Genomic DNA, 23908 nt, shown 5'->3' on the forward strand with positions numbered 1-23908 from the left:
CACGGTGTTTTAGCGGGGAGAAGACACCTGCGATCCGTAGAATCGCGCAGGTGACGATTACGCCCACCGACCCGATGCTGGGCCGTCTCATCGACGGCCGGTATCAGGTGCGCTCGCGGATCGCCCGGGGCGGCATGGCGACGGTGTACCTTGCCACCGATCTGAGGCTCGAGCGTCGCGTGGCTATCAAGATCATGCACGGGCACCTGGCCGATGACAACACCTTCAAGAGTCGCTTCGTGCAGGAGGCTCGATCGGCCGCTCGGCTGGCGCATCCGAATGTCGTCAACGTCTTCGACCAGGGTCAGGACTCCGACATGGCCTACCTGGTCATGGAGTATCTGCCCGGCATCACGCTCCGGGACCTGCTGAAGGACTACGGGCGGCTGACGCCCGAGCAGACGATCGACATCCTCTCGGCTGTGCTCGCGGGACTCGCGGCCGCGCACAAGGCCGGGATCGTGCATCGCGACGTCAAGCCCGAGAACGTGCTGCTCGCCGATGACGGGCGCATCAAGCTGGGCGACTTCGGCCTTGCTCGGGCGGCGAGCGCGAACACGGCGACCGGGCAGGCCCTGCTCGGAACCATCGCGTACCTCTCCCCCGAGCTCGTCACGCGCGGAGTCGCCGACGCCCGCAGCGACATCTACGCGCTCGGCATCATGATGTACGAGATGCTCGCCGGAGTGCAGCCCTTCGTCGGCGAGGCGCCCATGCAGATCGCCTACCAGCACGCCAACGACCAAGTCCCCCGGCCCAGCGCCGTCGTTCCGAGCGTCCCCCACGAACTCGATGACCTCGTGATCTGGGCGACCGCTCGCGATCCCGAAGCGCGGCCCCGTGACGCGCGCGTCATGTTCGAGCGCCTCACCGACGTCGAGAAGCTCGTGCGCGACCCCGCAGCAGCCGCGGCTGAAGGACTGCAGCCCACGATGGTGCTGCCATCCATCGAGGCATCGCCCGCCGATACCGGCGGAGCGACCCAGGTCATCGCCGCTCCCGGCCGGCACCGCACGGGACCCGTCGCACCCGACGCGACCACGACCCTCGCGACGGTGGCGCGCACACGGGGCAGACGCGGGTACTGGTGGATCGCGCTGTTACTCATCGTCGCGTCGATGGCCGGAGCGACGGGGTGGTACTTCGGCGCCGGACCCGGGTCGTTCACGACGGTTCCGAGCGTCGTCGGGGTCGGTCAGGCCGACGCGAAGAAGGCCCTCGAGGACGCGGGGTTCACGGTCAAGCTCGACCAGCGCAACGATCCCGTCGTCCCGCAGGGCGCAGCATCCGGCACCGACCCGGCCGCCGGTGCCTCCGCGGGACGTGGCTCGACGGTCACGCTCTTCCTCTCGCTGGGTCCGGCGATCCTCGATGTCCCGACGGTCGTCGGCAGCCAGGAGACGGATGCGCGCACCGCGCTGGCGCGGTTCACGGTCGCGGGTGAGTCCTCGAAGCAGTTCTCCGACCAGGCGGCCGGCGTGGTGCTGGCCGCTCTCGGCGCCGATGGGAACGCCCTGCCGGCGCAGTATCCGGAGAAGGGCGCCATCACGCTCGTGGTCTCGGCCGGGGCGATTCCGGATGTCGCGGGCAAAAGCATCGACGACGCGACGGCGACCCTGACCGCTGCGGGCTTGGCACCGACCGTCGGCGACGGCGAGTTCAGCGACACCGTCCCGAAGGACACGGTGATCAGCGCGAAGACGTCCACCGACCCGGTCAAGCTGGGCGACCCCATCACGATCGTGCCGTCGAAGGGCGTCGACCTGGTCGCGGTGCCCGATGTCAGCGGCAAGACGATCAATCAGGCAGCGAAGATCATCACCGACGCCGGCTTCGCCTTCGACACGAACGTGCCCGAGCTGTTCCGCGACATCGTCACGGTCAACAATCAGAAGCCCGCGGCGGGCGCGCAGCTGAAGCGCGGCAGCACGGTCACCGCGAACTACAACTGACCCGGAGCGCCGGCGCGCCGCTCAGCAACGGTGCCATAACGCGCATCCGCCAGAGCAGAAGTGCCATAACGCGCATCCGCAATCGGAGCGCCGGAAACGTGTCATAACGCGCATACCGGGCGGCAGCGGTGCCACAACGCGCATGTGCAGTGCGCATCCGCGGTCGCAGTGCAAGCAACGGTGCCATAACGCGCATCCGCCAGAGCAGAAGTGCCATAACGCGCATCCGCCAGAGCAGAAGTGCCATAACGCGCATCCGCAATCGCGCCACGGCGCGCAGCGGGCGCTCAGGTGCGGTCGGAGAGCTCCTCGGCCACCAGGAACGCGAGCTCGAGCGACTGCATGTGGTTCAGGCGCGGGTCGCAGAGCGACTCGTACCGCGTCGCGAGGTCCGCCTCGTCGATGTGCTCCGACCCGCCGAGGCACTCGGTCACGTCGTCGCCGGTGAGTTCGACGTGGATGCCGCCGGGGTGCGTTCCGGCCGCCCGGTGCGCCTCGAAGAATCCCTTGACCTCATCGACGACATCCTCGAACCGACGCGTCTTATAGCCGGTCGGCGTCGTGAGGCCGTTGCCGTGCATGGGGTCGGAGACCCACAGCGGGCGGGCGTCGCTGGCCTTGACGGCTTCGAGTAGCGGCGGCAGCGCGTCGCGCACCCGTCCGGCGCCCATCCGCGTGATGAAGGTGAGTCGCCCGGGCTCGCGGTTCGGGTCGAGCTTGTCGATGAGCGCGAGCATGTCGTCGACGCTCGTCGACGGACCGAGCTTGACGCCGATCGGGTTGCGCACGCGGGAGAGGAAGTCGACGTGCGCGCCATCGAGGTCCCGGGTTCGCTCGCCGATCCAGACGAAGTGCGCCGAGGTGTTGTACGGCGTTCCGGTGCGCGAGTCGATGCGCGTCATCGGGCGCTCGTAGTCCATCAGCAGACCCTCGTGGGCCGTGTAGAACTCGACCCGCTTGAGCTCGTCGAAGTCGGCCCCCGCCGCCTCCATGAACCGAACAGCCCGGTCGATCTCTCGGGCCAGACCCTCGTAGCGCTGGTTGGCCGGGTTGGCGGCGAAGCCCCTGTTCCAGCTGTGCACCTGGCGCAGGTCGGCGAATCCGCCCTGGGTGAAGGCACGGATGAGGTTCAGTGTCGATGCCGCCGTGTGGTAGCCCTGGACGAGTCTCGAGGGGTCGGGCGTTCTGGCCTGCGGCGTGAAGTCGTAGCCGTTCACGATGTCGCCGCGGTAGGCGGGAAGCGTCACGTCCCCGCGCTTCTCGAAGTCGCTCGAACGCGGCTTGGCGAACTGGCCGGCCATCCGGCCCATCTTGACCACGGGAACGGATGCGCCGTAGGTCAGCACCACCGCCATCTGGAGGAGCGTCTTGACGCGGTTGCGGATCTGATCGGCCGTCGCTCCGGCGAAGGTCTCCGCGCAGTCACCGCCCTGCAGCAGGAAGGCCCGTCCATCGGCCGCAGCGGCGAGACGCTCCCGGAGGTTGTCGACCTCGCCCGCGAACACCAGCGGAGGGAGCGTGGCGATCTGGGCTGATGCGGCCGCGGCCGCTTCGGCGTCCGGCCACGCGGGCTGCTGCTTGATGGGAAGTCCGCGCCAGTGGTCGAGACCCTCGATGACCGACTTGTCAGCGTGCACGACGGGCTCGGCGGGGTCTTCCACGGGGGTCTTCCTCATTCTGCGATCGGTCGTGTCGACGCGCGGAAAGCACGGCGGCACACGTGGGCGACAGCCTACCGCGAAAGGGCGGCGCGCCTCTCCTTCACAGAACTGGCGTACATGTCGACGTATTCCTGCCCGCTCAGCCGGTCGAGTTCATACATGATCTCGTCCGTCACACTGCGCAACACGAACCGATCGGACTCGAGGCCCTCGAAACGCGAGAAGTCCAGCGGGTCGCCGAACACCATTCCCACCCGACGCACCTTCGGCACCCGCTTGCCGATCGGCATGACCTTCTCGGTGTCGATCATCGCCACCGGGATGATCGGGACGCCCGCCTCGAGCACCATCCGAGCAACACCCGTGCGCCCGCGGTACAGCCGCCCGTCAGGGCTCCTCGTCCCCTCGGGATAGATGCCGAGGACGGATCCCTCCCCCAGCACCTTCAATCCCGTGATGAGGGATGCCTCGGATGCCTTACCTCCCGAGCGGTCGATGGGCAACTGGCCGGCGGCGTTCATGAACACCCGCGTCGCCCAGCCCTTGAGGCCCTTCCCCGTGAAGTACTCGCTCTTGGCGAGGAAGACCATGCGCCGCTTCATCACGAGCGGAAGGAAGATCGAGTCGATGAACGAGAGGTGGTTGCTCGCCATGATCACGGCACCACGATCGGGTACCTTCTCCATGCCGACGATCCACGGGCGGAAGATGCTGAGCACGAGTGGGCCGACCACGATGTGCTTCATCACCCAATAGAACATGCCGACTCCTTCGACGCCCGCCTCAGCCTAGTGGCAGGCTCAGGCGGCGCCGACACCGAGACGGGCGAGGTCCGCCGCGCCGACGACGCCGGCGTCGTTGAACAGTTCGGCGATGAGGAAGTCGGGTTCGGGGTGGTAGCCGCGAGCCGGGAGGTTCTCCAGGTAGGCCGCTCGGATGGGCTCGAGCAGCGCGTCACCGGCGGCGGCCACCCCGCCACCGAAGACGAACACCTGCGGGTCCAGGACGGCAGACAGGCTGGCGGATGCCTCACCGAGCCACCGGCCGAGCGTGCGGAGGGCGGCGAGCGCACCGGGGTCCTCCTCCGCGATGAGTCGTCCGACGTCGTCGCCGGTCAGCTTCCCCGTGCGCCGGCGCGCCTCGGCCAGGCTCTGGCCGATGCCGGCCGCATCCGCGAGTTCGTTGGCATAGCGCAGAAGGGCACGGCCCGACCCGTACTGCTCGATGCAGCCGTGCGCTCCGCATCCGCACGGCAGTCCACCGGGAACCACCCGCATGTGGCCGATCTCCGCGCCGGCGCCGAAGCCCCCACGCAGGAGTGTGTCCCGCACCACGATGGCGCCGCCGACGCCGGTGCCGATCGTGAGTGTGACCATGTCGCTGTACAGGCGACCCGCCCCATAGCGGAACTCCGCCCAGCCGGCGGCGTTCGCGTCATTGTCGATGAACACCGGGAGATCGATGCGCGCCTCGAGCCGGGCGCGGAGCGGCTCGTTGCGCCAGTTGATGTTCGGCGTGTAGTAGACGGTGGACTGTGCGGCGTCGATGAAGCCGGGGGCCGCGACGCCAGCGGCGACGACCTGCTCTCCGTCGCTGAGCGAGGTGATCATGCCGACGATGGCATCGAGCAGTTCGGCCGGCTCCTGCGGCGTCGGAACCCGCTCGGCTGCGACGATGGTGCCGAACTCGTCGACGAGCCCTCCTGCGATCTTCGTGCCGCCGATGTCGATGCCGATTGCGTGCACGATAGCTGGCCTTTCGAACGGTGGCGGAGTGCTGATGCTACCGACAGGAGGCTCGGAGGCGCACCGATTAGAGTGTAACCACCCAGTTCTACCGGTGACGCTCCGCCCCCGCACCGCTGCCGATGGCGAGCGCGGTACGGACGCTCCGCCCCGGTACCGAAGGAGATACCGTGAATCAGTTCGACGCGCCGGCAGCCGTGCCGGCGGACCCCTCCGCCAACACCACCGACCTCCTGGTCGAGCGCGTGAAGGCCACTCCCGACTCGGTGCTGTTCTCGCTGCCGAAGAACGGCGGATGGTCGCCCGTCACGACGCGCGAGTTCCACGCGGCCGTCGTGGCCCTGGCCAAGGGCTTCGTCGCAGCGGGCATCCAGCCCGGCGACAAGGTCGGACTGATGTCGAAGACCCGTTACGAGTGGACCCTCGTCGACTTCGCGATGTGGTTCGCCGGCGCCGTGCTCGTCCCCGTGTACGAGACCAGCTCCCCCACTCAGGTGCGCTGGAACCTGAGCGACTCCGGTGCGATCGCCGTGATCCTCGAGACCGCCGACATGTTCAGCCGGTTCGACGAGGTGCATCCTGAACTGCCGGCCATCGGCAACGTCTGGCAGATCGACCTCGGCGACCTCGACAAGCTGGCCGCGCAGGGCGTCGATGTCCCGGATGCCGAGATCGAGCGCCGCCGCAACCTCGCGGTCGGCAGCGACATTGCCACCCTGATCTACACCTCCGGGTCCACGGGCAAGCCCAAGGGCTGCGTGCTGACCCACTCCAACTTCGTCGAGCTCGCGCGCAACTCGGCCGTCGCCCTCGAGGAGGTCGTCCTCGACCCCAACGGGGCATCCACCCTGCTGTTCATCACGACGGCGCACGTGTTCGCGCGGTTCATCTCCGTGCTGTGCGTCCACGCCGGCGTGCGCGTCGGTCACCAGCCGGACACCAAGCTGCTGCTGCCGTCGCTCGCGAGCTTCAAGCCGACGTTCCTGCTGGCCGTCCCACGCGTCTTCGAGAAGGTCTACAACGTCTCCGAGCAGAAGGCCGAGACCGGCGGTCGCGGCAAGATCTTCCGCGCGGCAGCCGACGCGGCCGTCGAGCACTCACGACTGCTCGAAGCCGGCGAGAAGGTTCCGCTCGGACTGAAGGTGAAGTTCGCCCTGTTCGACCGCCTCGTCTACGCCAAGCTCCGTGCCGCGATGGGCGGCAACGTGCGCTACGCCGTCTCGGGTTCAGCCCCCCTCGGCGCTCGCCTCGGCCACTTCTACCACAGCCTCGGCATCACCATCCTCGAGGGCTACGGCCTTACTGAGACGACGGCTCCCGCGACGGTGAACCTCGCCACGAAGTCGAAGATCGGCACCGTCGGGCCCGCGCTGCCCGGCGTCAGCATCCGTCTGGCCGATGACGGCGAGATCCAGGTGAAGGGCGTCAACGTCTTCCAGGAGTACTGGAAGAACGCGGAGGCGACCGCCGCGGCCTTCGTCGACGGATGGTTCGCGACCGGCGACCTCGGCTCGATCGACGACGACGGTTTCCTCACGATCACGGGACGAAAGAAGGAGATCATCGTCACGGCCGGCGGCAAGAACGTCGCCCCGGCCACGCTCGAGGACCCCATCCGAGCCAACCCGCTCGTGGGCCAGGTCATCGTCGTCGGCGACCAGAAGCCGTTCATCTCAGCCCTAGTCACCCTCGACCCCGAGATGCTGCCGGTGTGGCTGAACAACAACAACGAGGATGCCGGCGTGAGCGTCGAGGAGGCGGCAAAGAACCCGCACGTGCTCGCCGAGATCCAGCGGGCCATCGACGTCGCCAACGAGAACGTGTCGCGGGCCGAGTCGATCCGCAAGTTCACCGTGCTCACCACCGACCTCACCGAGGACAGCGGCCACCTCACGCCCAAGCTCAGCATCAAGCGCAACGTGATCCTCGTCGACTTCGCCGACGTGATCGAGGAGATGTACTCCGGCGCTCCGGCGACGCAGGGCTTCAGCCTGGCGCAGTAGCAGCGCCACTGACCTGCCGCGAGTCAGCGGAGTTCAGAGACGAAACGCCGCAGCGGGACGATCCCGTTTGCGGCGTTTCGTGTTCTATCTCCGCCGACAGGCACCAATCCTCGGTCCTGGCTCTTCCCCGGCGCACCTCATGTGCGCGGGCGCACCGTATACCCTGCGCCGGTGCACGCAGACTGCGCCGGACCCTCGTCGTGCGGACCGATGGGCGTGGGTTCAGAACCAGCTGGACTCGCGCACTTCCTTCATGGCCGAACGCCGGTTCTCCTTCGACAATCGATCGAGGTAGAGCAGGCCGTCGAGGTGGTCGGTCTCGTGCTGCAAGGCCTGCGCCATGAGACCCGTGCCCGAGAGCTCAATCGTGGCGCCATCGAGGTCTATCCCGGTGACCCGGGCGAACGGATAGCGCGGAGTGGGATACCACAGGCCGGGCACGGAGAGGCAGCCCTCCTCGACCGGCTCGGCCTCGCCCGAGACCTCCGCGATGACGGGGTTGAGGATGTAGCCGACCTCGCCGTCGACGTTGTAGCTGAACGCGCGGAGGTTCACGCCGATCTGCGCCGCAGCCACCCCCGCTCGACCCGGCAACTTGACGCTGTCGACGAGGTCGGCGACGAGGGCGCGGACGCGGTGGTCGATCGCCCCGATCGGGTCGGACACGGTCTTCAGGACGGGATCGCCGAATAGGCGGATGTCTCGTTCGGTCATTCTCTCTACGTGTCTCGGTGTTCGTGACTGTCGCGGCTCAGATGCCGCGGTCGGCCGGAAGGCCCTCGACGACCTCAGCCGCCAGGACGCGAGCGGCGTGCCGGGTGAGCGGCTTGAGGTCCTTCCAGTGGATGACCGAGCCCGCCGCGAGCACCGGATCGTACGGGATGCGCACGATCTCGCGCACGCGCGACTGGAAATGGGTCTCGATCTCCGACAGCTTGACGAGGTTGGTGCCCTGCGTGGCGGTGTTGAGCGCGACGACGGCGTTGGCGACCAGCTCGCCGTATCCGTTCGCCTCGAGCCAGGTGAGCGTCTCTGATGCCAGCCGCGCCTCGTCAACGCTGCCGCCCGACACGATGACGATGGAATCGGCCCGGCCGAGCGTGGCGCGCATGACGGAGTGCACGATGCCTGTTCCGCAGTCGGTCAGCACGATCGAATAGAAGCGGGCGGCGAGGTCGGCCACCACGTTGTAGTCGTCGTCGCTGAACGCCTCGGAGAGCAGGGGGTCGGTGTCGGATGCCAGCACGTCGAGTCGAGTCTCGTCGCGGGAGACCAGCGCAGAGAAATCGGTGTATCCGCCGATCGACGCCGCCTTGTTCACCACGTCGCGCACGGTGGCACGGGTGAGCTTCGCCACGCGCTCACTCAGTGTTCCCCGGTCGGGGTTGGCGTCGACGGCGATCACCCGGTCTTCGCGGGAGTCCGCGAGCGCCATGCCCAGCAGGGCGGTGACGGTGGTCTTGCCGACGCCGCCCTTGCGGGTGAGAACGGGGACGAACCGCGTTCCGCCGCTGAAGGAGCGCTGAATGCGCGTGTCCAGCTCCTTGCGGGCCCGGACCTTCTTGGAGTCACCGAGGTTGATGACGCCGAAGCTGGCGGCGTACAGCCCGTGGCTCACACCACCCTCGGGGGCGGGCCGGGTCTTGCGATTGGGCTCGAGCAGCCGATCGGCTGTGAGCATGCTCGGTTCCTCGGGGCGTCCGGGCTCGCGAATTACCGGAGCATCGACGGTCTGCGAGGAGACCTGCCGGTGGACGCCGCGCATGGGCGACGTCGGCACGATCACCGAGTGCGTCGTGGCGGGCTCGGGGAGGGCGACCTCGTCGCCGATGGCATCATCGTCGTCATCGTCGCGAGCCGAACGCGGCGAGAGATCGATCGTGACGCCCAGACTCTCGGGCAGCGCGGCCGCCAGGTTACCGGTGTCGGGAGCGAGCTCGCTGTTGTACTCGTCGTCCTGCTCGCGGGCGCGTCGGGTGCGCAGGTCGAGCGGTTCACCGGGTTCGGCCATGCGTTCCCCTCCTCGGATGCCAGGTCGGCTCTGATCGCTGCATGAGAGCCTACTGCGGCCGCACCACGACGAGGAGGTCGCCGGCGTCCACCTGCTGCGTACGCGGGATGGCGAGCCGGTCGACCACTCCGGCGATGGGGCTCGTGATGGCGGCCTCCATCTTCATGGCCTCGATCGACGCGATAGCCTGGCCCGCCTCGATCGCGGCTCCGACCTCCACCTGCAGGGTGACGACACCCGAGAACGGTGCGGCGACCTGGCCGGGCTGGTTGGCGTCGGCCTTCTCGGCAGCCTTGCTCTCGACCGAGACACTGCGATCGCGCACGAACACGGGTCGCAGCTGGCCGTTCAGCGTGGTCATGACGGTGCGCATGCCCTTGTCATCCGCCTCGCCGATCGCCTCGAGGCCGGCGTAGAGGCGAACGCCCTTGTCGATCTCGATGACGTGCTCCGCGCCTTGGCGCAGACCGTAGAGGTAGTCGGGGGTGTCGACGACGGAGAGGTCGCCGAACAGTTCGCGGATCTGCTCGAACTGGCGAGTGGGAGCCGGGAACAGCAGCCGGTTGAGCGTGGCGCGACGGGTGGCGCTGTCGCCGGCGAGTTCGGCGCTCTCGTCGGGCGTCAGCTCGGTGACGCCGACACGGACCGTCCTGCCGGCGAGCACCTTGGTGCGGAACGGCTCAGGCCATCCGCCCGGCAACTCCCCCAGCTCGCCGGCCATGAAGCCGACGACCGAATCGGGCACGTCGTACTTGTCGGGGTTCTCCTCGAAGTCGGCCGGGTCGGCGCGCACCGCGGCCAGGTGCAGGGCGAGGTCGCCGACCACCTTCGAGGACGGGGTCACCTTGGGGATGCGCCCGAGGATGCCGTTCGCCGCCGCATACATGTCCTCGACCAGCTCGAAGTCGTTGGCCAGGCCGAGGGCGATCGCCTGCTGGCGCAGGTTCGAGAGCTGGCCGCCCGGGATCTCGTGGCGGTATACCCGCCCGGTGGGGCCGGCGAGACCCGACTCGAACGGGCGGTAGACCTGGCGCACGGCCTCCCAGTACGGCTCCAGGTCCGAGACCGCCCGCAACGAGAGACCCGTGTCTCGCGGCGTGTTCGCGAGCGCGGCGACGAGGGAGGATGCCGAGGGTTGGCTCGTGGTGCCCGCCATGGGGGCGCTGGCGACGTCGACGGCGTCGACGCCTGCGCGTGCCGCCGCGAGCAGCGTCGCCAGCTGACCGCCCGGGGTGTCATGGGTGTGCAGGTGAACGGGGACGTCGAATCGCTCGCGGAACGCGCCGACGAGCGCCTCGGCTGCCGACGGGCGCAGCAGACCTGCCATGTCCTTGATGGCCAGGATGTGAGCCCCGGACTCGATGATCTGATCGGCCAGGCGCAGGTAGTAATCGAGGGTGTACAGGTCCTCGGCGGGGTCGAGCAGATTTCCCGTGTAGCAGACGGCGACCTCGGCGACGGCGCTGCCCTCCGCGAGCACGGCGTCGATCGCCGGGCGCATCTGGCTGACATCGTTGAGGGCGTCGAAGATGCGGAAGATGTCGACGCCGGTGGCTGCGGCCTCCCGCACGAACGCCTCGGTCACCGCCGTCGGGTAGGGCGTGTATCCGACGGTGTTGCGGCCTCGCAACAGCATCTGGATGTTGATGTTCGGCATCGCATCACGCAGCGCCGCGAGGCGCTCCCACGGATCCTCCCCGAGGAAGCGCAGCGCGACATCGTAGGTCGCACCTCCCCACGCCTCGACCGACAGGAGCTCGGGCGTGAGTCGGGAGACGTACGGCGCGACCGCAACGAGATCGCGGGTGCGCACCCGGGTGGCGAGCAGCGACTGGTGGGCGTCGCGGAAGGTGGTGTCGGTGACAGCCACTGCTGTCTGCGCGCGCAGGGCGGCCGCGAAGCCGGCCGGCCCGAGTTCGAGCAGCCGCTGCCGGGAACCGGCGGGGGCGGGCGCGCTGAGGTCGACATCGGGCAGCTTGTCGGTCGGATCGATGGTGGTGGGTCGAGCGCCGTTCGGCTGGTTGACCGTGACGTCGGCCAGCCAGTTCATGATCTTGGTGCCGCGGTCCTTCGACGGCCGCCCCTTGACCAGGCCGGGACGCTCGTCGATGAAGGAGGTGCTGAGGTCGCCCGCGACGAACGACGGGTCATCGAGCACCGCCTGCAGGAAGGGGATGTTGGTCGAGACGCCGCGGATGCGGAACTCGGCCAGCGCACGTCGGGCCCGTGCGACGGCCGCCGGGAAGTCGCGGCCGCGCGCGGTCATCTTGGCCAGCATGGAGTCGAAGTGCGGGCTGATCTGAGCGCCGGGGTTGATGGTTCCGCCATCCAGACGGATGCCGGCCCCACCGGGTGAGCGGTAGGTGGTGATCTTGCCGGTGTCCGGTCGGAATCCCGCCGCCGGGTCCTCGGTGGTGATGCGGCACTGCAGGGCGGCGCCACGCAACTGGATGCGGTCCTGGGTGAGCCCGAGGTCGACGAGGCTCTCGCCGGCGGCGATGCGGATCTGCGACTGAACGAGGTCGACATCCGTCACCTCCTCCGTCACCGTGTGCTCCACCTGGATGCGGGGGTTCATCTCTATGAAGACGTGCTCGCCCGCTCGCTCGCCCGCGGTGTCGAGCAGGAACTCGACGGTTCCGGCGTTGACGTAGCCGATCGAGCGCGCGAAGGCGATCGCGTCGCGGTAGAGCGCCTGACGGGTCTCCTCGGGCAGGTTGGGCGCCGGCGCGATCTCGACCACCTTCTGGTGGCGACGTTGAACCGAGCAGTCGCGTTCGAACAGGTGGACGGTCTCACCGTCGGCATCCGCGAGCACCTGCACCTCGATGTGACGCGGTCGCAGCACCGCCTGCTCGAGGAACATGGTGGGGTCGCCGAACGCGCTGTCCGCCTCCCGCATGGCCTCCTCGAGCGCCGCGCGCAGCTTCTCGGGGCTGTCGACGCGCCGCATGCCACGACCGCCACCGCCCGCGACGGCCTTGGCGAAGATGGGGAACCCGATGTCGGCGGCCTGCTCGATGAGCAGGTTGACATCGCGGGAGGGCGGGGTCGACGCGAGCACCGGAACGCCGGCCGCGATCGCGTGCTCCTTCGCCGTCACCTTGTTGCCGGCCATCTCGAGCACGTGCTTTCCCGGGCCGATGAACGTGATGCCCGCCTCGGCCGCAGCCTCGGCGAGTTCGGGGTTCTCCGAGAGGAATCCGTAGCCCGGGTAGATGGCGTCGGCACCCGATTCGCGAGCGACCCGGATGATCTCCGTGACGTCGAGATAGGCGCGCACCGGATGCCCCGGCTCACCGATCTGGTAGGCCTCGTCGGCCTTCAGGCGATGCAGGGAATTGCGATCCTCGAACGGGAAGATGGCCACCGTCTTCGCCCCGAGTTCATAGGCGGCTCTGAACGCCCGAATGGCGATTTCTCCGCGATTGGCGACGAGGATCTTCTGGAACATGGAGGCCTTTCAGCGACGCGGAACGCAGGGCGGGCGGTTAGGTTCTCCCAGACTAGTGAAGGTAACGTATCTACTCGTGCACGTACTCTCCGTCAGCTCCCTCAAGGGAGGCGTCGGCAAGACGACGGTGACCCTCGGGCTCGCTTCAGCAGCATTCGCCCGCGGAATCCGCACTCTTGTCGTCGACCTCGACCCGCAGTCTGACGTGTCCACGGGCATGGCTGTCGCCGTGTCCGGACACCTCAACATCGCGGATGTCCTGGCGAGCCCGAAGGAGAAGATCGTTCGCAGCGCGATCGCTCCGAGCGGCTGGACGAAGGGCCGTCCCGGGTCGACACTCGACGTTCTGATCGGCAGTCCTTCGGCCATCAACTACGACGGTCCGCACCCCCACGAGCGCGACATCTGGAAGCTCGAGGACGCTCTGGAGACCATCGAGTCCGATTACGAACTCGTCCTGGTCGACTGCGCCCCGACGCTCAACGCGCTCACCCGCACGGCGTGGGCGGCGAGCGACCGCGTGGCCGTCGTGACGGAGCCCGGGCTCTTCTCCGTGGCAGCCGCCGACCGTGCCCTGCGGGCCATCGAGGAGATCCGGCGCGGCATGTCCAGCCGCCTGCAGCCCCTCGGCATCATCGTCAACCGCACGCGCCTCGCATCACTGGAGCACCAGTACCGCATCAAGGAACTGCGCGACATGTTCGGCCCCCTCGTGCTCAGCCCCCAACTTCCGGAGCGCACCTCCCTGCAGCAGGCGCAGGGCGCCGGTCAGCCGCTGCACGCCTGGCCCGGCGACAGCGCACAGGAGATGGCCCGCTACTTCGACCAGCTGCTCGATCGCGTCATGCGCACCGCTCGCATCGGCGAATACGCCGAACTGTCCTAGCGCTGCTCGAGTAGCGCAGACGCTTCAGCGGCTTCGGGTAAAGGCGCGCGCACGGGTTTCGATACGCGGGCTCCTTCGTCGCTCGCTACTCGACCAGCAGTGGCTGTCATCGGCCCCGCGCTCAACCAGCACTGCGGAGGGGTCAGCTGATCTTGCGCTCGGCGCGACGCGCTGCGAGCTCGTCCATCTGGTCGGCCGGCTGCGTGTCGAGTTCGACGAGAGTGGACTCCACCTCGCGGAGCACCTTGCCGACGGCGATGCCGAACACGCCCTGGCCGCGGCTGACCAGGTCGATGACCTCGTCGTTCGAGGTGCACAGGTAGACGCTCGCTCCATCGCTCATGAGAGTCGTCTGAGCGAGGTCGCTGATGCCGGCCTCGCGCAGCTGGTTGACCGCCGTCCGGATCTGCTGCAGCGAGATGCCGGTGTCGAGCAGGCGCTTGACGAGCTTGAGCACGAGGATGTCGCGGAATCCGTACAACCGCTGCGAGCCCGATCCGGCCGCTCCGCGCACCGTCGGCTCGACGAGCTCCGTGCGTGCCCAGTAGTCCAGCTGGCGGTAGCTGATGCCGGCCGCACGCGCCGCGACGGCCCCGCGATAGCCGGACTGGTCGTCCATCTCGGGCAGGCCGTCCGTGAAGAGCAGCTCGAGTTCGTAGCGATCAGCGTCGCTCCGGCTGAGTTCACTCATCGATTCGCCTCTTCCAGCTGGACGTGCCGCGCGATGGCGCCGCGAACTCCACCGTACTCAGGGGTAGGGGTCCCGGCAATGACATCGGCCCCGCGTGTCGAGCCCGTCATCCGTTCGTGACGCGACCGAGAGCCGAGCGCAGCAGGCTCACGCGGACACGTTCCAGGTGCGCGGCGAGCTCGAGGGCGAGCTCCGCCGATCGCGCCCGACTGGACGCCGTGCGGCGCCGCGAGACGGGTGCGATGGCGCTCTCGATGAGAGCCGCGTCGCGCTCCGCCGCTGCGCGGTAGCCGCGCAGGTGACGAGGCTCGACGCCGGCGCGGCCCAGTTCGACGAGCGCCCGCAGCACCGTCACGGCCTCCTCGCCATAGGTCTCGCCGGGGGTGATGAGAGCCGCAGACACCGCCTCGGTGAACAGGACGGCGGATGCGCCTGACTCGCGCAGCAGGTCGTCCTTGCCGAAGCGGCGCGCCATGGGGAGCATCGTGGGCGTGCCGGGCACGGCGCCGGGGAGGGTGGGTACATGACCGGAGTCGATCTGCTCGAGGTAACCCCGGATGACCTTGAGAGGGAGGTAGTGATCGCGCTGGAGCGCGAGGATGCTGCTGATGCGGTCGAGATCGGCCGAGCAGAACTTGCGGTAGCCGGACTCGGTGCGGGCCGGGGAGATCAGGCCCTGCTCTTCGAGGAAGCGCAGCTTCGACGGGGTGAGTTCGGGAAACTCGGGAGTGAGCCGCGCGAGAACCTGTCCGATGCTGAGCAGAGGGGCGTCAGGCGCCCGGGAGGAGGCGGCCTGGGCCGCCATCACGCACCGGCGAGGTCGAGCCTCGATGAGTAGAACGTGAGCCTGAACTTGCCGATCTGCACCTCGGCACCATCGCTCAGCAGCGCGGTCTCGATGCGCACGCCGTCGAAGTAGGTTCCGTTCAACGAGCCGAGGTCCTTCACCTCGAACGCCGTGCGGTGACGCAGGAACTGCGCGTGATGCCGCGAGACGGTGACGTCGTCGAGGAAGATGTCCGCGTCGGGGTGGCGACCGGCGCTGGTGATGTCGGCGTCGAGCAGGAACCGTGCCCCGGAGTTGGGCCCGCGCCGCACGATCAGCAGCGCCGAACCCGACGGGAGGGCGCCGATGGCCTCCTCCTCCTCACTGGTGAGGTCACTGTCGAGGGCAGCCAGTTGGGCGGCCTGCTCCTGTGAAAAGGTGAGCGTGGTATCGGCGCTCTGCGCTTCGGGCACGGACTCGCTGAATGTGCCGTCGACGTCTTCACCGTCGGACGGCCGCACAGCCGGGTTATCGGACTCGACCACGTGACACCTCCTATCCCTCCAGCGTATCCGATCGGACGGACGCTGCAGGCTGCGGCAGGCGAATGACCCGCGCCGTTTCGATGGCGTAGATGATGCCGGCCCACCAGTACAGGAAGGCACCCCACAACGCCACGGCCCAGCCGATCGGCTCGGCGCCCGGCGCGAGGCTCGGGAAGGCCACTCCGAGCATGATGATGGGCAGTCCGAGGAACAGGGCGAAGGTGGCGACCTTGCCCAGTTGGTGCACAGGCAACGGGCCGTAACCGTTGCTCGCGAGGATGATCCCCAGCACGGCGAGGAACACGTCGCGCCCCACGATGACGGCGACGAGCCACCACGGGATGAGTTCACGCGCGGCGAGGCCGAGGAGGGCTGCGAACAGGTAGAGCCGATCGGCGGCCGGATCGAGCAGCTGGCCCAGCCGGGAGATCTGGTTCAAGCGACGGGCCAGGTAGCCGTCGAGGAAGTCAGTGGCACTGGCGACGGCGAGCACGACCAGCGCGGCGACGTCCTGCGCCGAGATGAGCAGCACGAGGAAGACGGGCACGAGGGCGAGCCGGAAGAAGCTCAGGATGTTGGGCACCGTGAGCACGCGAGAACTCGCTTCGCTCGGGCCGACCACGGGCCGAGTCTACAATGCGATGCATGAACCCCCTCGTCACCTGTCTCTGGATCTGCGGCGTGACGATCGCCCTCACGTGGATCGCCTCGCTCGTCACCCGCGAGTACTCCTGGGTGGACCGCATCTGGTCCATCTCGCCCGTCATCTACGTCTGGGTCTTCGCTGCCGCGAGCGGCATGACGGATGCGCGGCTGGTGCTGATGGCCTGCCTCGTCACGGCCTGGGGCGCCCGGTTGACCTTCAACTTCGCGCGCAAGGGCGGCTACGCCCGCGGAGGCGAGGACTACCGCTGGGCGGCCCTGCGCAAGCGGATGTCGCCCGCGCTCTACCAGGTGTTCAACCTGCTCTTCATCTCGATCTACCAGAACGCCCTCATCCTCGGCATCACGCTGCCGGCGTGGACGGTGTACGCCGCATCGCCTCGCACCCCCCTCGGAATCTGGGACATCCTGATCGCCGTGCTCTTCCTCGCGCTCCTCGCCGGCGAGACCATCGCCGACCAGCAGCAGTGGAACTTCCACCAATGGAAGAAGACGGAGAGCGCGGCCGCCCGCACGCCGTCGCCGACATTCCTCACGACAGGGTTGTTCCGCTACTCGCGTCACCCCAACTTCTTCTTCGAACAGTCGCAGTGGTGGGCGTTCTACCTCTTCGCGATCGTGGCGACGGGCAGCGTCTTCCACTGGACGCTGCTCTTCCCCGTGCTGCTCAGCCTGCTGTTCGTGGGTTCGACCGTGTTCACCGAGGCGATCTCGAAGCAGCGGCATCCGGAATACGTCGACTACCAAGCGGGGACGTCGGCGATCGTGCCGTGGTTCCCCCGCCGGCACCAGCCGACGACCGAGACCGCTTAGTCGCGCAGCAGGGGTCGCAGCGACGGCCAACTCGCCGCGAACCCGGGGTGCAACGGCAGGTCGTCGACCTCGGCGATGGGGATCCACCGCACCTCGATGCTCTCGGGGTCGGCGACGAACGGCTCGAAACGCCGCACGGCGCGCGCGACCACGGTCGTGTACGACCAGAAGCCGAGGTCGTACAGCGAGCTGCCGATCACCTCGACGTCGGCCGGACGGACGCCTGCCTCCTCGCCGGCCTCGCGGATGGCGCCGTCGACCGCGCTCTCGCCTTCATGTCGGGCTCCCCCGGGAAGCCCCCACGTGCCGCCGAAATGGCTCCATTCCGCGCGATGCTGCATGAGCACGCCATCCTCGGGGTGCCACGCCAGGAGGCCGGCAGCTCCGAACCGTCCCCAGAACCGTCGCCCGTCGGGTCCCTCCACCCAGGCGTCGCCGGTCTGTCCGCTCATGCATCCAGCATGCCGCACTCCTGCCGTGCGGGAGTCAGTCGTCGTCGCGGACCGTCATCGCCGTGCCCACATCATCGAGGAAGCGCACCACGGATTCGCGCTCGCCGGGCGTGAGCCGGCGTGCAGCCTCGAGCATCCGCCGGTGGGTCCTCTCCAGGGTCCGGCGCACCTCGTGGTGCGAGGACGGAGTCGGACGGATAATCGCGGCGCGACGGTCGCTCGGGTGCGGCAGTCTCTCGATGTGCCCTGATGCCGAGAGCCGACCGATCAGCTTGGCGGTCGCCGCGGTGGAGATCTGAAGATGGTGGGCGATCTCGGTCGGCCCGACCCCGCGCCCCTCCCGCTCGGCTGCGATGAGGAAGCGGAGAGCGGCCAGATCGGTCTCGTTCATGTCCATGTCGCCCTGCGTGCGCGAGCGCATCCCGTGCTCGGCCCGACGGAACCGACGGAGCGCCTCGAGCACCGCGATGGCCTGCTCGTCGTCGGCGTCATCGTCGTACCAGTAGGGCGCACCGATCGCCGGTGAATCTGTTGGGATCGCCATGGGAATCATGCTAACGTCGAATTCACTAACCCAGTTAGCTATTTGTGGACATTCTCGGGGTGATGCACGATGGTGACGATGACGCTCAACGACACCGGAGCCGCGGCGGAGGACGAGATCGTCCTGCTCGACGGTGACGGTCGCCCCGTGGGCACGGCCCTCAAGTCCGCGGCGCACGGCCCGGACACGGCCCTGCACCTCGCCTTCTCCTGCTACGTGCTGAACGCCGACGGTCGTCTGCTCATCACGCGACGCGCGCTCGACAAGCTGAGCTGGCCAGGCATCTGGACGAACTCGTTCTGCGGCCACCCCCGACCGGCCGAGCCGCTGCTGAGCGCCGTCCGGCGACGCGCGGACTTCGAGCTCGGGATCTCGATCGAGGACATCACTCTCGCACTCCCCTTGTTCCGCTACCGGGCCACCGATGCACACGGAACGGTCGAGAACGAGATCTGCCCCGTCTACGTCGCGCGGACGCGCGACGAGCCGGAGCCCGACCCCCGCGAGGTCGCCGAGTACGTCTGGGCCGAGCCGGATGCCGTCATCCGGGCCGCAGCGGAGACGCCGTGGGCGTTCAGCCCGTGGATGGTCCTGCAGCTCGAGCAGCTGGAGCGCTTCGGTGCTTGACGTCGTGCTCTCCCCCCTTCAGGAGGAGCTCGATCGATACTTCGCGGCAGCGCGGCTGCGCGCGAGCGACTACGGCGAGCACTACGTCGAATTGTGGGACCGTCTGGAGCAGGCCAGCGCGGGCGGCAAGCGCGCCCGGCCGGCCCTCGTGCTGACCGCTCACCGCCATCTCGGCGGATCCGACGAGCGCGCGGCCGTGCAGCTCGCGCTCGCGTTCGAATTGCTGCACACCGCCTTCCTCATCCACGACGACGTCATCGACCACGACGACACCCGCCGCGGCGTGCCGACCCTCATCGGCGCCTTCACCGAGCGCGGCGTCTCCGCCGGGGTCGACCGCGGCTCGTCGCAGAACTGGGGTGAAGCCGCCGCGCTGCTCGCCGGCGACCTCGCGCTCAGTCACGCCCACCGCCTGGTCGCCCAGGTTCAGACGGATGCCGGGACGCGCGACCAGTTGCTGGACATCCTCGACCGGGCCGTCTTCATCTCGGCGGCCGGGGAACTCTCGGATGTGACCAACTCCGCCACTCGCGGATCGCTCCCCGTGAGCGACGTGCTCGCCACCCTCGAGCGCAAGACGGCGGTCTACTCATGCGAGGCACCCCTGCAGGCCGGTGCCGTGCTGGCCGGCGCGGGTGAGGAGGACGTGGCGACGCTCGGGCGATACGGTCGACTGGTGGGCGTGGCGTTCCAGCTCACCGACGACATCCTCGGCGTCTTCGGCGAGGAGGCGACCACCGGCAAGAGCGCCCACGCCGATCTGCGGGAGGGGAAGCACACCACGTTGATAGCTCACGCGGCGACGACGGATGCCTGGCCGGACATCGCACCACACATCGGCGACCCCGAGCTGACCGCTGAACGCGCGGCGGTCGTCCGTGAGCGCCTCCGGGAGTGCGGCGCCCTCGACGACACCCTGCGACTCGCCCGCGGCCATGCCGAGCTCGCCAAGGCCGAGCTCTCGGCATCCGCCCTGCCCTCTGCCCTGACCGCCCAGCTGGCCGTGTTCGCCGACCGAGCCGTGGAGCGTGTGCGGTGAGCGGGCAGGAACCCGATCCGATCGGCGCGTACACCGAGGCTGCCACGGCGAGCGCCGCCACCGTCATCCGGTTCTACTCGACATCGTTCGGGGCGGCCGCGCGGCTGCTGGAACCGGTGGTGCGGGAGCAGGTGCGCTCCATCTACGCGCTCGTGCGGGTCGCCGACGAGGTGGTCGACGGCGCAGCCGCTGCCGCGGGCCTCGACCTCCGCACCCAGCTCGAACAGCTCGACGACCTCGAACGAGAGACCGAGCGGGCGATGGCGATCGGGTTCTCCACCAACCTCGTGGTGCACGCCTTCGCGGTCACCGCACGCCTGACCGGGATCGGCACCGATCTCACCGCGCCGTTCTTCGCCTCCATGCGACGCGACCTCGATGCCGATCCCCTCGACGACGACGAGGTCGCGGCCTACATCCACGGCTCGGCCGAGGTGGTCGGCCTGATGTGCCTGCGCGCGTTCATCATCGGGTCCCATCCGTCGCCCACGGCTCTCGCAGAACTCGAGGACGGCGCGACTCACCTCGGCGCTGCGTTCCAGAAGGTCAACTTCCTGCGCGACCTGTCCGCCGACTGGGTGCGGCTCGGTCGTAACTACTTCCCCGGAGTGGACCCCGCTCACCTCACCGAGCATCAGAAGCACCTCATCCTGGACGACATCGACCTCGACCTCGCCATCGCAGGCCGCTGCATCCCGCACCTCCCCCGCGGGTCTCGGGCCGCCGTCGCCGCCGCTCACGCCCTGTTCGCCCGGCTCGCAGCGAAACTGCGCGGCACACCGGCCGGTTCCCTGCTGACCGCACGCGTACGGGTCCCGGATGCGGAGAAGCTCACCATCGCCGTTCACGCCGCCCTCACCTCGGGCGGACGGGAGCGATGATGCGCACCATCGTGATCGGCGGAGGAATCGCCGGTCTGGCAACGGCGTCACTTCTCGCACGTGAGGGGCGAGAAGTGACGCTGCTCGAGTCGGCGGCCACTGTGGGTGGTCGCGCGGGCAGTTGGGAGCAGGACGGGTTCCGGTTCGACACGGGCCCGTCCTGGTACCTGATGCCCGAGGTGTTCGAGCACTTCTACCGCCTTCACGGCACGACGGCCGCCGAGCAGCTCGACCTCGTGCAGCTCGATCCCGGCTACCGCGTCTACTTCGAGGGCCACCACGAACCCGTCGATATCGCCGCCGGTCGCGCCGAGAACCTCGCCGTCTTCGAGGGCATCGAGCCCGGGGCAGGCGAGGCACTCGACCGCTATCTGGTCTCGGCCGAGTCGACCTATCATGACGCCGTCGACCGCTTCCTCTACACCAGCTTCGCGTCAATGCGCCCGTTCGCCTCCCGCGAGCTGTTGGGCAAAGCCGGGCGGCTCGCGCGGCTGCTGCTGCGCCCGCTCGACCGATTCGCCGCCTCGTACGTGAGCGACAACCGACTCCGCCAGATCCTCGGCTACCCCGCCGTCTTCCTGGGCTCCTCCCCCACCATGACGCCGGCGATGTACCACCTCATGAGCTACCTCGACCTCGACGAGGGGGTCCTCTACCCGCGGGGCGGCTTCACACGGGTGATCGCCTCGATCGCCGACCTCGCACGCGAGAGCGGCGTGCGCATCGTGACGGATGCGCGGGTCACCGCCATCCGCACGACGCCCGGTGCCCGAGCTTCCGTCGCAGGCGTCGACTACGTGCACGACGGGCAGACCGTGTCGCTCAACGCCGACGAGGTCGTCTCGGCGGCCGACCTGCACCACACGGAGACCGAACTGGTCGCGCCCGAGCACCGCAGTTACCCCGAGCGCTGGTGGCGACGGCGCACCTCGGGACCCGGTGCCGTGCTGGTCATGCTCGGCGTGCGCGGGGAACTGCCAGAACTCAGCCACCACACCCTGTTCTTCACCGAGGACTGGGACGAGAACTTCGGCCGCATCTTCGCGTCGGAGGCCTCGATCCCCGAGCCGGCCTCGTTCTACGCGTGCAAGCCGAGCGCTACTGATGACGACGTCGCCCCCGACGGCGACAGCAACCTGTTCCTGCTCATCCCGGTACCGGCCGATCCGGGCATCGGACGCGGTGGTGTCGATGGTTCCGGCGACTCCCAGGTCGAGCTGGTGGCAGACCTCGCCATCCGTCGCCTGTCGGAGTGGGCGGGCATCCCCGACCTGGCCGAACGCGTCGTCGTGCGTCGGACCGTCGGACCCGGCGACTTCGCAGCCGACCTGAACTCCTGGAAGGGCGGCGCGCTCGGGCCGGCGCACACCCTCGGCCAGAGCGCGATGCTGCGCGGCTCGAACGCCTCGAAGCGCGTGACGGGGTTGTACTACGCGGGAGGATCCACGATCCCCGGCATCGGGCTGCCCATGTGCCTCATCAGCGCCGAGATCCTACTCAAGCGCCTGCGGGGAGACACGTCGACGAGTCCGCTGCCCGAACCCGCCCGCGACGGCGCGCCGGCCCGGTGAGCTTCCTCTACCTGGGGGCGCTGCTGGCCTCCCTCGCCGGGATGGTGGTGCTCGACTGGCGCTATCGGCTGTTCTTCTGGCGATCGCCGTGGCGCGCCGTGGTGGTGATGCTCGCCGGCCTCGCCGTGTTCGTGGTGTGGGACGTCGCGGGGATCGCGCTCGGACTGTTCACGCGCGGCGAGTCCTCGATCATGACCGGCGTGCTGCTCGGCCACGAGTTCCCCCTCGAGGAGATCTTCTTCCTCGCCTTCCTCTGCTACCTCACGATGAACCTGTTCGCCGTGTTCGAGCGCCTGCTGGCGGCGCGGAAGGCCGACCGATGAGCTACCCGGTGCTCAACCTCGTCATCCTCGCCCCGGTGGTGGCGATCGCCGTCATCGCCCTCGTTCGACGCCCGAGGATGCTCGCTCCGATCGGCCTGACCGTGCTCTGCACCGTCATCCTCACCGCCGTCTTCGACAACATCATGATCGCCAACGGCATCGTCGCCTACGACCTGGCCGGACGATCGGGGTGGGGCGTCGGGCTCGCGCCCGTCGAGGACTTCGCCTATCCGTTGGCCGCCGCGTTGCTGCTGCCCTCCCTATGGGCTCTCGTGGGCGGCCCGTCTGATGAGCAGGCGGCGGATGATGCCTCCTCCCTCGGGACGGCGCGGAGCGAGGAGAAGGCGGATGCAGCAGACTGAGCGGGTGGACGCGCATCGCCCCTCCCTCGCCGGACAGGTGCTGCTATCGTCGCGACCGCTGAGCTGGATCAACACCGCCTACCCGTTCGCGGCCGCGTACGTGCTCACGACCGGGCGCATCGATGCGCTGCTGATCGTGGGAACCCTGTTCTTCCTGGTGCCGTACAACCTGTTGATGTACGGCGTGAACGACGTCTTCGACTACGAGTCCGACCTGCGCAACCCGCGCAAGGGAGGTGCGGAGGGGGCGCTCCTCGACCCCCGCCTGCATCGAACGGTCATCATGGCGGGCGTCGGCTCGTCCGGGCTGTTCGTCGGGTCGATGCTCGTGCTCGGCGGCACCGCCCACCCCTGGTCGTGGCTCGTGCTCGCGATCAGCCTGTTCGCCGTGTTCGCCTACTCGGTGCCGGGCCTCCGGTTCAAGGAACGGCCGTTCATCGACTCGGCCACCTCGGCGACGCACTTCGTGAGCCCGGCGGTGTATGCACTCGCGGTGGCCGGTGCGGTCTTCACCCCGGCGCTCGTCGGTCTGCTGGCCGCTTTCTTCCTGTGGGGCATGGCCAGTCATGCCTTCGGCGCCGTGCAGGATGTGGTCCCCGATCGGGAGGGCGGAATCTCATCCATAGCGACGGCCATCGGCGCGAAGGCCACGGTGCGCGTCGCCATCGCGTTCTGGGCGGCAGCGGGCATCCTGATGCTGTTCACGCCGTGGCCCGGACCGCTGGCCGCCCTGCTCGTGCTGCCGTACATCGCGGCGGCCGCCCCCTTCTGGTCGGTGACGGATGCCGCATCCGAGACGGCGAATCGCGGATGGCGGCGGTTCCTCGCGATCAACTTCGTCGTGGGATTCCTCGTGACGATGGTGCTGATCTGGTGGGCGCTGCTGCGCTGAGCGGTGCCGCGCTGATTACGCTGATGC

The 23908-nt window shown here is 68.7% G+C and carries 23 protein-coding genes; 11 read left to right on the top strand and 12 right to left on the bottom strand.

The genetic code is table 11. The features are described 5' to 3' along the window. The first annotated feature begins 50 nt into the window (after positions 1-50). The gene (gene pknB / locus E6C70_RS04960; protein ID WP_136422786.1) at positions 51-1952 is read left to right on the top strand and encodes a Stk1 family PASTA domain-containing Ser/Thr kinase; all 1902 of its coding nucleotides are present in this window, start codon (positions 51-53) and stop codon (positions 1950-1952) included. A gap of 287 nt (positions 1953-2239) precedes the next feature. Here pknB and E6C70_RS04965 read toward each other — a convergent pair whose 3' ends face one another. The 3 genes from E6C70_RS04965 to E6C70_RS04975 are packed head-to-tail and all read right to left on the bottom strand — an operon-like array spanning position 2240 to position 5358. After that, positions 2240-3628 (bottom strand): class II 3-deoxy-7-phosphoheptulonate synthase, encoded by a 1389-nt coding sequence (locus E6C70_RS04965; RefSeq protein WP_136422788.1) that lies wholly within the window; start codon positions 3626-3628, stop codon positions 2240-2242. 56 nt (positions 3629-3684) lie between these two features. Beyond that, positions 3685-4374, bottom strand: a complete 690-nt coding sequence (locus E6C70_RS04970; protein ID WP_136422789.1) for a lysophospholipid acyltransferase family protein — start codon at positions 4372-4374, stop codon at positions 3685-3687. A 39-nt stretch (positions 4375-4413) separates the two neighbouring features. After that, positions 4414-5358 carry an ROK family glucokinase gene (locus E6C70_RS04975; RefSeq protein WP_136422791.1) on the bottom strand — a complete coding sequence of 315 codons (945 nt, stop codon included), beginning with the start codon at positions 5356-5358 and terminating at the stop codon, positions 4414-4416. 122 nt (positions 5359-5480) lie between these two features. On the opposite strand from E6C70_RS04975, the gene E6C70_RS04980 reads away from it, so the two are divergent. After that, the gene (locus tag E6C70_RS04980) at positions 5481-7361 is read left to right on the top strand and encodes an AMP-dependent synthetase/ligase (protein WP_136422792.1); all 1881 of its coding nucleotides are present in this window, start codon (positions 5481-5483) and stop codon (positions 7359-7361) included. Positions 7362-7583: 222 nt separating this feature from the next. Here the strand turns inward: E6C70_RS04980 and def are convergent, their stop codons facing one another. From def to E6C70_RS04995, 3 genes are read right to left on the bottom strand one after another with little or no spacing between them, the layout of a single operon-like run. Continuing rightward, a complete protein-coding gene (gene def / locus E6C70_RS04985; protein WP_136422795.1) occupies positions 7584-8075 on the bottom strand; it encodes a peptide deformylase in 492 nt (163 codons plus the stop codon). Between the two features lie 37 nt (positions 8076-8112). Next, complete coding sequence (locus E6C70_RS04990; RefSeq protein WP_136422796.1) at positions 8113-9372, bottom strand: MinD/ParA family ATP-binding protein; 1260 nt, start codon at positions 9370-9372, stop codon at positions 8113-8115. Between the two features lie 49 nt (positions 9373-9421). Then, the gene (locus E6C70_RS04995) at positions 9422-12826 is read right to left on the bottom strand and encodes a pyruvate carboxylase (RefSeq protein WP_136422798.1); all 3405 of its coding nucleotides are present in this window, start codon (positions 12824-12826) and stop codon (positions 9422-9424) included. Positions 12827-12902: 76 nt separating this feature from the next. On the opposite strand from E6C70_RS04995, the gene E6C70_RS05000 reads away from it, so the two are divergent. Next, a complete protein-coding gene (locus tag E6C70_RS05000; protein WP_136422801.1) occupies positions 12903-13712 on the top strand; it encodes a ParA family protein in 810 nt (269 codons plus the stop codon). Between the two features lie 142 nt (positions 13713-13854). Here the strand turns inward: E6C70_RS05000 and E6C70_RS05005 are convergent, their stop codons facing one another. From E6C70_RS05005 to E6C70_RS05020, 4 genes are all read right to left on the bottom strand, one after another. Beyond that, positions 13855-14403, bottom strand: a complete 549-nt coding sequence (locus E6C70_RS05005; protein ID WP_136422803.1) for a MerR family transcriptional regulator — start codon at positions 14401-14403, stop codon at positions 13855-13857. 106 nt (positions 14404-14509) lie between these two features. Next, on the bottom strand, positions 14510-15208 hold the full coding sequence (gene ftsR, locus E6C70_RS05010; RefSeq protein WP_136422805.1) for a transcriptional regulator FtsR: 699 nt from the start codon (positions 15206-15208) through the stop codon (positions 14510-14512). Further along, on the bottom strand, positions 15208-15714 hold the full coding sequence (locus E6C70_RS05015; protein WP_407921015.1) for an FHA domain-containing protein: 507 nt from the start codon (positions 15712-15714) through the stop codon (positions 15208-15210). The genes ftsR and E6C70_RS05015 overlap by 1 nt, the downstream gene beginning before the upstream one ends. Positions 15715-15724: 10 nt before the next feature. After that, positions 15725-16336, bottom strand: coding sequence for a CDP-alcohol phosphatidyltransferase family protein (locus E6C70_RS05020; RefSeq protein WP_235833275.1), 612 nt, complete (start codon positions 16334-16336; stop codon positions 15725-15727). Positions 16337-16359: 23 nt separating this feature from the next. Between E6C70_RS05020 and E6C70_RS05025 the strand changes: the two genes are divergently transcribed. Further along, positions 16360-17190 carry a DUF1295 domain-containing protein gene (locus E6C70_RS05025; RefSeq protein WP_136422807.1) on the top strand — a complete coding sequence of 277 codons (831 nt, stop codon included), beginning with the start codon at positions 16360-16362 and terminating at the stop codon, positions 17188-17190. Here E6C70_RS05025 and E6C70_RS05030 read toward each other — a convergent pair. Continuing rightward, positions 17187-17642 carry an NUDIX hydrolase gene (locus E6C70_RS05030; protein WP_136422809.1) on the bottom strand — a complete coding sequence of 152 codons (456 nt, stop codon included), beginning with the start codon at positions 17640-17642 and terminating at the stop codon, positions 17187-17189. The two genes, E6C70_RS05025 and E6C70_RS05030, sit on opposite strands and share 4 nt — an antisense overlap. Positions 17643-17676: 34 nt before the next feature. Further along, positions 17677-18186, bottom strand: coding sequence for a MarR family winged helix-turn-helix transcriptional regulator (locus E6C70_RS05035; protein ID WP_168770852.1), 510 nt, complete (start codon positions 18184-18186; stop codon positions 17677-17679). A gap of 78 nt (positions 18187-18264) precedes the next feature. On the opposite strand from E6C70_RS05035, the gene idi reads away from it, so the two are divergent. From idi to E6C70_RS05070, 7 genes are read left to right on the top strand one after another with little or no spacing between them, the layout of a single operon-like run. Then, positions 18265-18813, top strand: a complete 549-nt coding sequence (idi, locus tag E6C70_RS05040; RefSeq protein WP_136422813.1) for an isopentenyl-diphosphate Delta-isomerase — start codon at positions 18265-18267, stop codon at positions 18811-18813. Next, positions 18806-19852, top strand: a complete 1047-nt coding sequence (locus E6C70_RS05045) for a polyprenyl synthetase family protein (protein WP_168770853.1) — start codon at positions 18806-18808, stop codon at positions 19850-19852. The genes idi and E6C70_RS05045 overlap by 8 nt, the downstream gene beginning before the upstream one ends. After that, positions 19849-20733, top strand: a complete 885-nt coding sequence (locus E6C70_RS05050) for a phytoene/squalene synthase family protein (RefSeq protein ID WP_136422817.1) — start codon at positions 19849-19851, stop codon at positions 20731-20733. The genes E6C70_RS05045 and E6C70_RS05050 overlap by 4 nt, the downstream gene beginning before the upstream one ends. Then, positions 20730-22304, top strand: a complete 1575-nt coding sequence (crtI, locus tag E6C70_RS05055; protein WP_136422819.1) for a phytoene desaturase family protein — start codon at positions 20730-20732, stop codon at positions 22302-22304. Before E6C70_RS05050 ends, crtI begins: the two co-directional genes overlap by 4 nt. Next, complete coding sequence (locus tag E6C70_RS05060) at positions 22301-22627, top strand: lycopene cyclase domain-containing protein (protein WP_136422821.1); 327 nt, start codon at positions 22301-22303, stop codon at positions 22625-22627. The genes crtI and E6C70_RS05060 overlap by 4 nt, the downstream gene beginning before the upstream one ends. Then, positions 22624-22989 carry a lycopene cyclase domain-containing protein gene (locus tag E6C70_RS05065; protein ID WP_136422823.1) on the top strand — a complete coding sequence of 122 codons (366 nt, stop codon included), beginning with the start codon at positions 22624-22626 and terminating at the stop codon, positions 22987-22989. Before E6C70_RS05060 ends, E6C70_RS05065 begins: the two co-directional genes overlap by 4 nt. Beyond that, positions 22976-23881: a prenyltransferase gene (locus E6C70_RS05070; protein WP_136422825.1), complete on the top strand. Its 906-nt coding sequence runs from the start codon at positions 22976-22978 to the stop codon at positions 23879-23881. The genes E6C70_RS05065 and E6C70_RS05070 overlap by 14 nt, the downstream gene beginning before the upstream one ends. The last annotated feature ends 27 nt before the right edge of the window (positions 23882-23908 follow it).

Source organism: Orlajensenia flava, assembly GCF_004801905.1.
GTDB lineage: Bacteria > Actinomycetota > Actinomycetes > Actinomycetales > Microbacteriaceae > Orlajensenia > Orlajensenia flava.

Bases quoted from the DNA above. Each gene is read 5' to 3' on its own strand.
- E6C70_RS04970 (WP_136422789.1), bottom strand. From the start codon at position 4,374: ATGTTCTATTGGGTGATGAAGCACATCGTGGTCGGCCCACTCGTGCTC.
- E6C70_RS05005 (WP_136422803.1), bottom strand. From the start codon at position 14,403: ATGAGTGAACTCAGCCGGAGCGACGCTGATCGCTACGAACTCGAGCTG.
- E6C70_RS05025 (WP_136422807.1), top strand. From the start codon at position 16,360: ATGAACCCCCTCGTCACCTGTCTCTGGATCTGCGGCGTGACGATCGCC.
- E6C70_RS05030 (WP_136422809.1), bottom strand. From the start codon at position 17,642: ATGAGCGGACAGACCGGCGACGCCTGGGTGGAGGGACCCGACGGGCGA.
- E6C70_RS05070 (WP_136422825.1), top strand. From the start codon at position 22,976: ATGCAGCAGACTGAGCGGGTGGACGCGCATCGCCCCTCCCTCGCCGGA.
- E6C70_RS05035 (WP_168770852.1), bottom strand. From the start codon at position 18,186: ATGGCGATCCCAACAGATTCACCGGCGATCGGTGCGCCCTACTGGTAC.
- idi (WP_136422813.1), top strand. From the start codon at position 18,265: ATGACGCTCAACGACACCGGAGCCGCGGCGGAGGACGAGATCGTCCTG.
- E6C70_RS04965 (WP_136422788.1), bottom strand. From the start codon at position 3,628: ATGAGGAAGACCCCCGTGGAAGACCCCGCCGAGCCCGTCGTGCACGCT.
- E6C70_RS04980 (WP_136422792.1), top strand. From the start codon at position 5,481: ATGGCGAGCGCGGTACGGACGCTCCGCCCCGGTACCGAAGGAGATACC.
- crtI (WP_136422819.1), top strand. From the start codon at position 20,730: ATGATGCGCACCATCGTGATCGGCGGAGGAATCGCCGGTCTGGCAACG.
- def (WP_136422795.1), bottom strand. From the start codon at position 8,075: ATGACCGAACGAGACATCCGCCTATTCGGCGATCCCGTCCTGAAGACC.
- E6C70_RS04990 (WP_136422796.1), bottom strand. From the start codon at position 9,372: ATGGCCGAACCCGGTGAACCGCTCGACCTGCGCACCCGACGCGCCCGC.
- E6C70_RS05065 (WP_136422823.1), top strand. From the start codon at position 22,624: ATGAGCTACCCGGTGCTCAACCTCGTCATCCTCGCCCCGGTGGTGGCG.
- ftsR (WP_136422805.1), bottom strand. From the start codon at position 15,208: ATGGCGGCCCAGGCCGCCTCCTCCCGGGCGCCTGACGCCCCTCTGCTC.
- E6C70_RS04995 (WP_136422798.1), bottom strand. From the start codon at position 12,826: ATGTTCCAGAAGATCCTCGTCGCCAATCGCGGAGAAATCGCCATTCGG.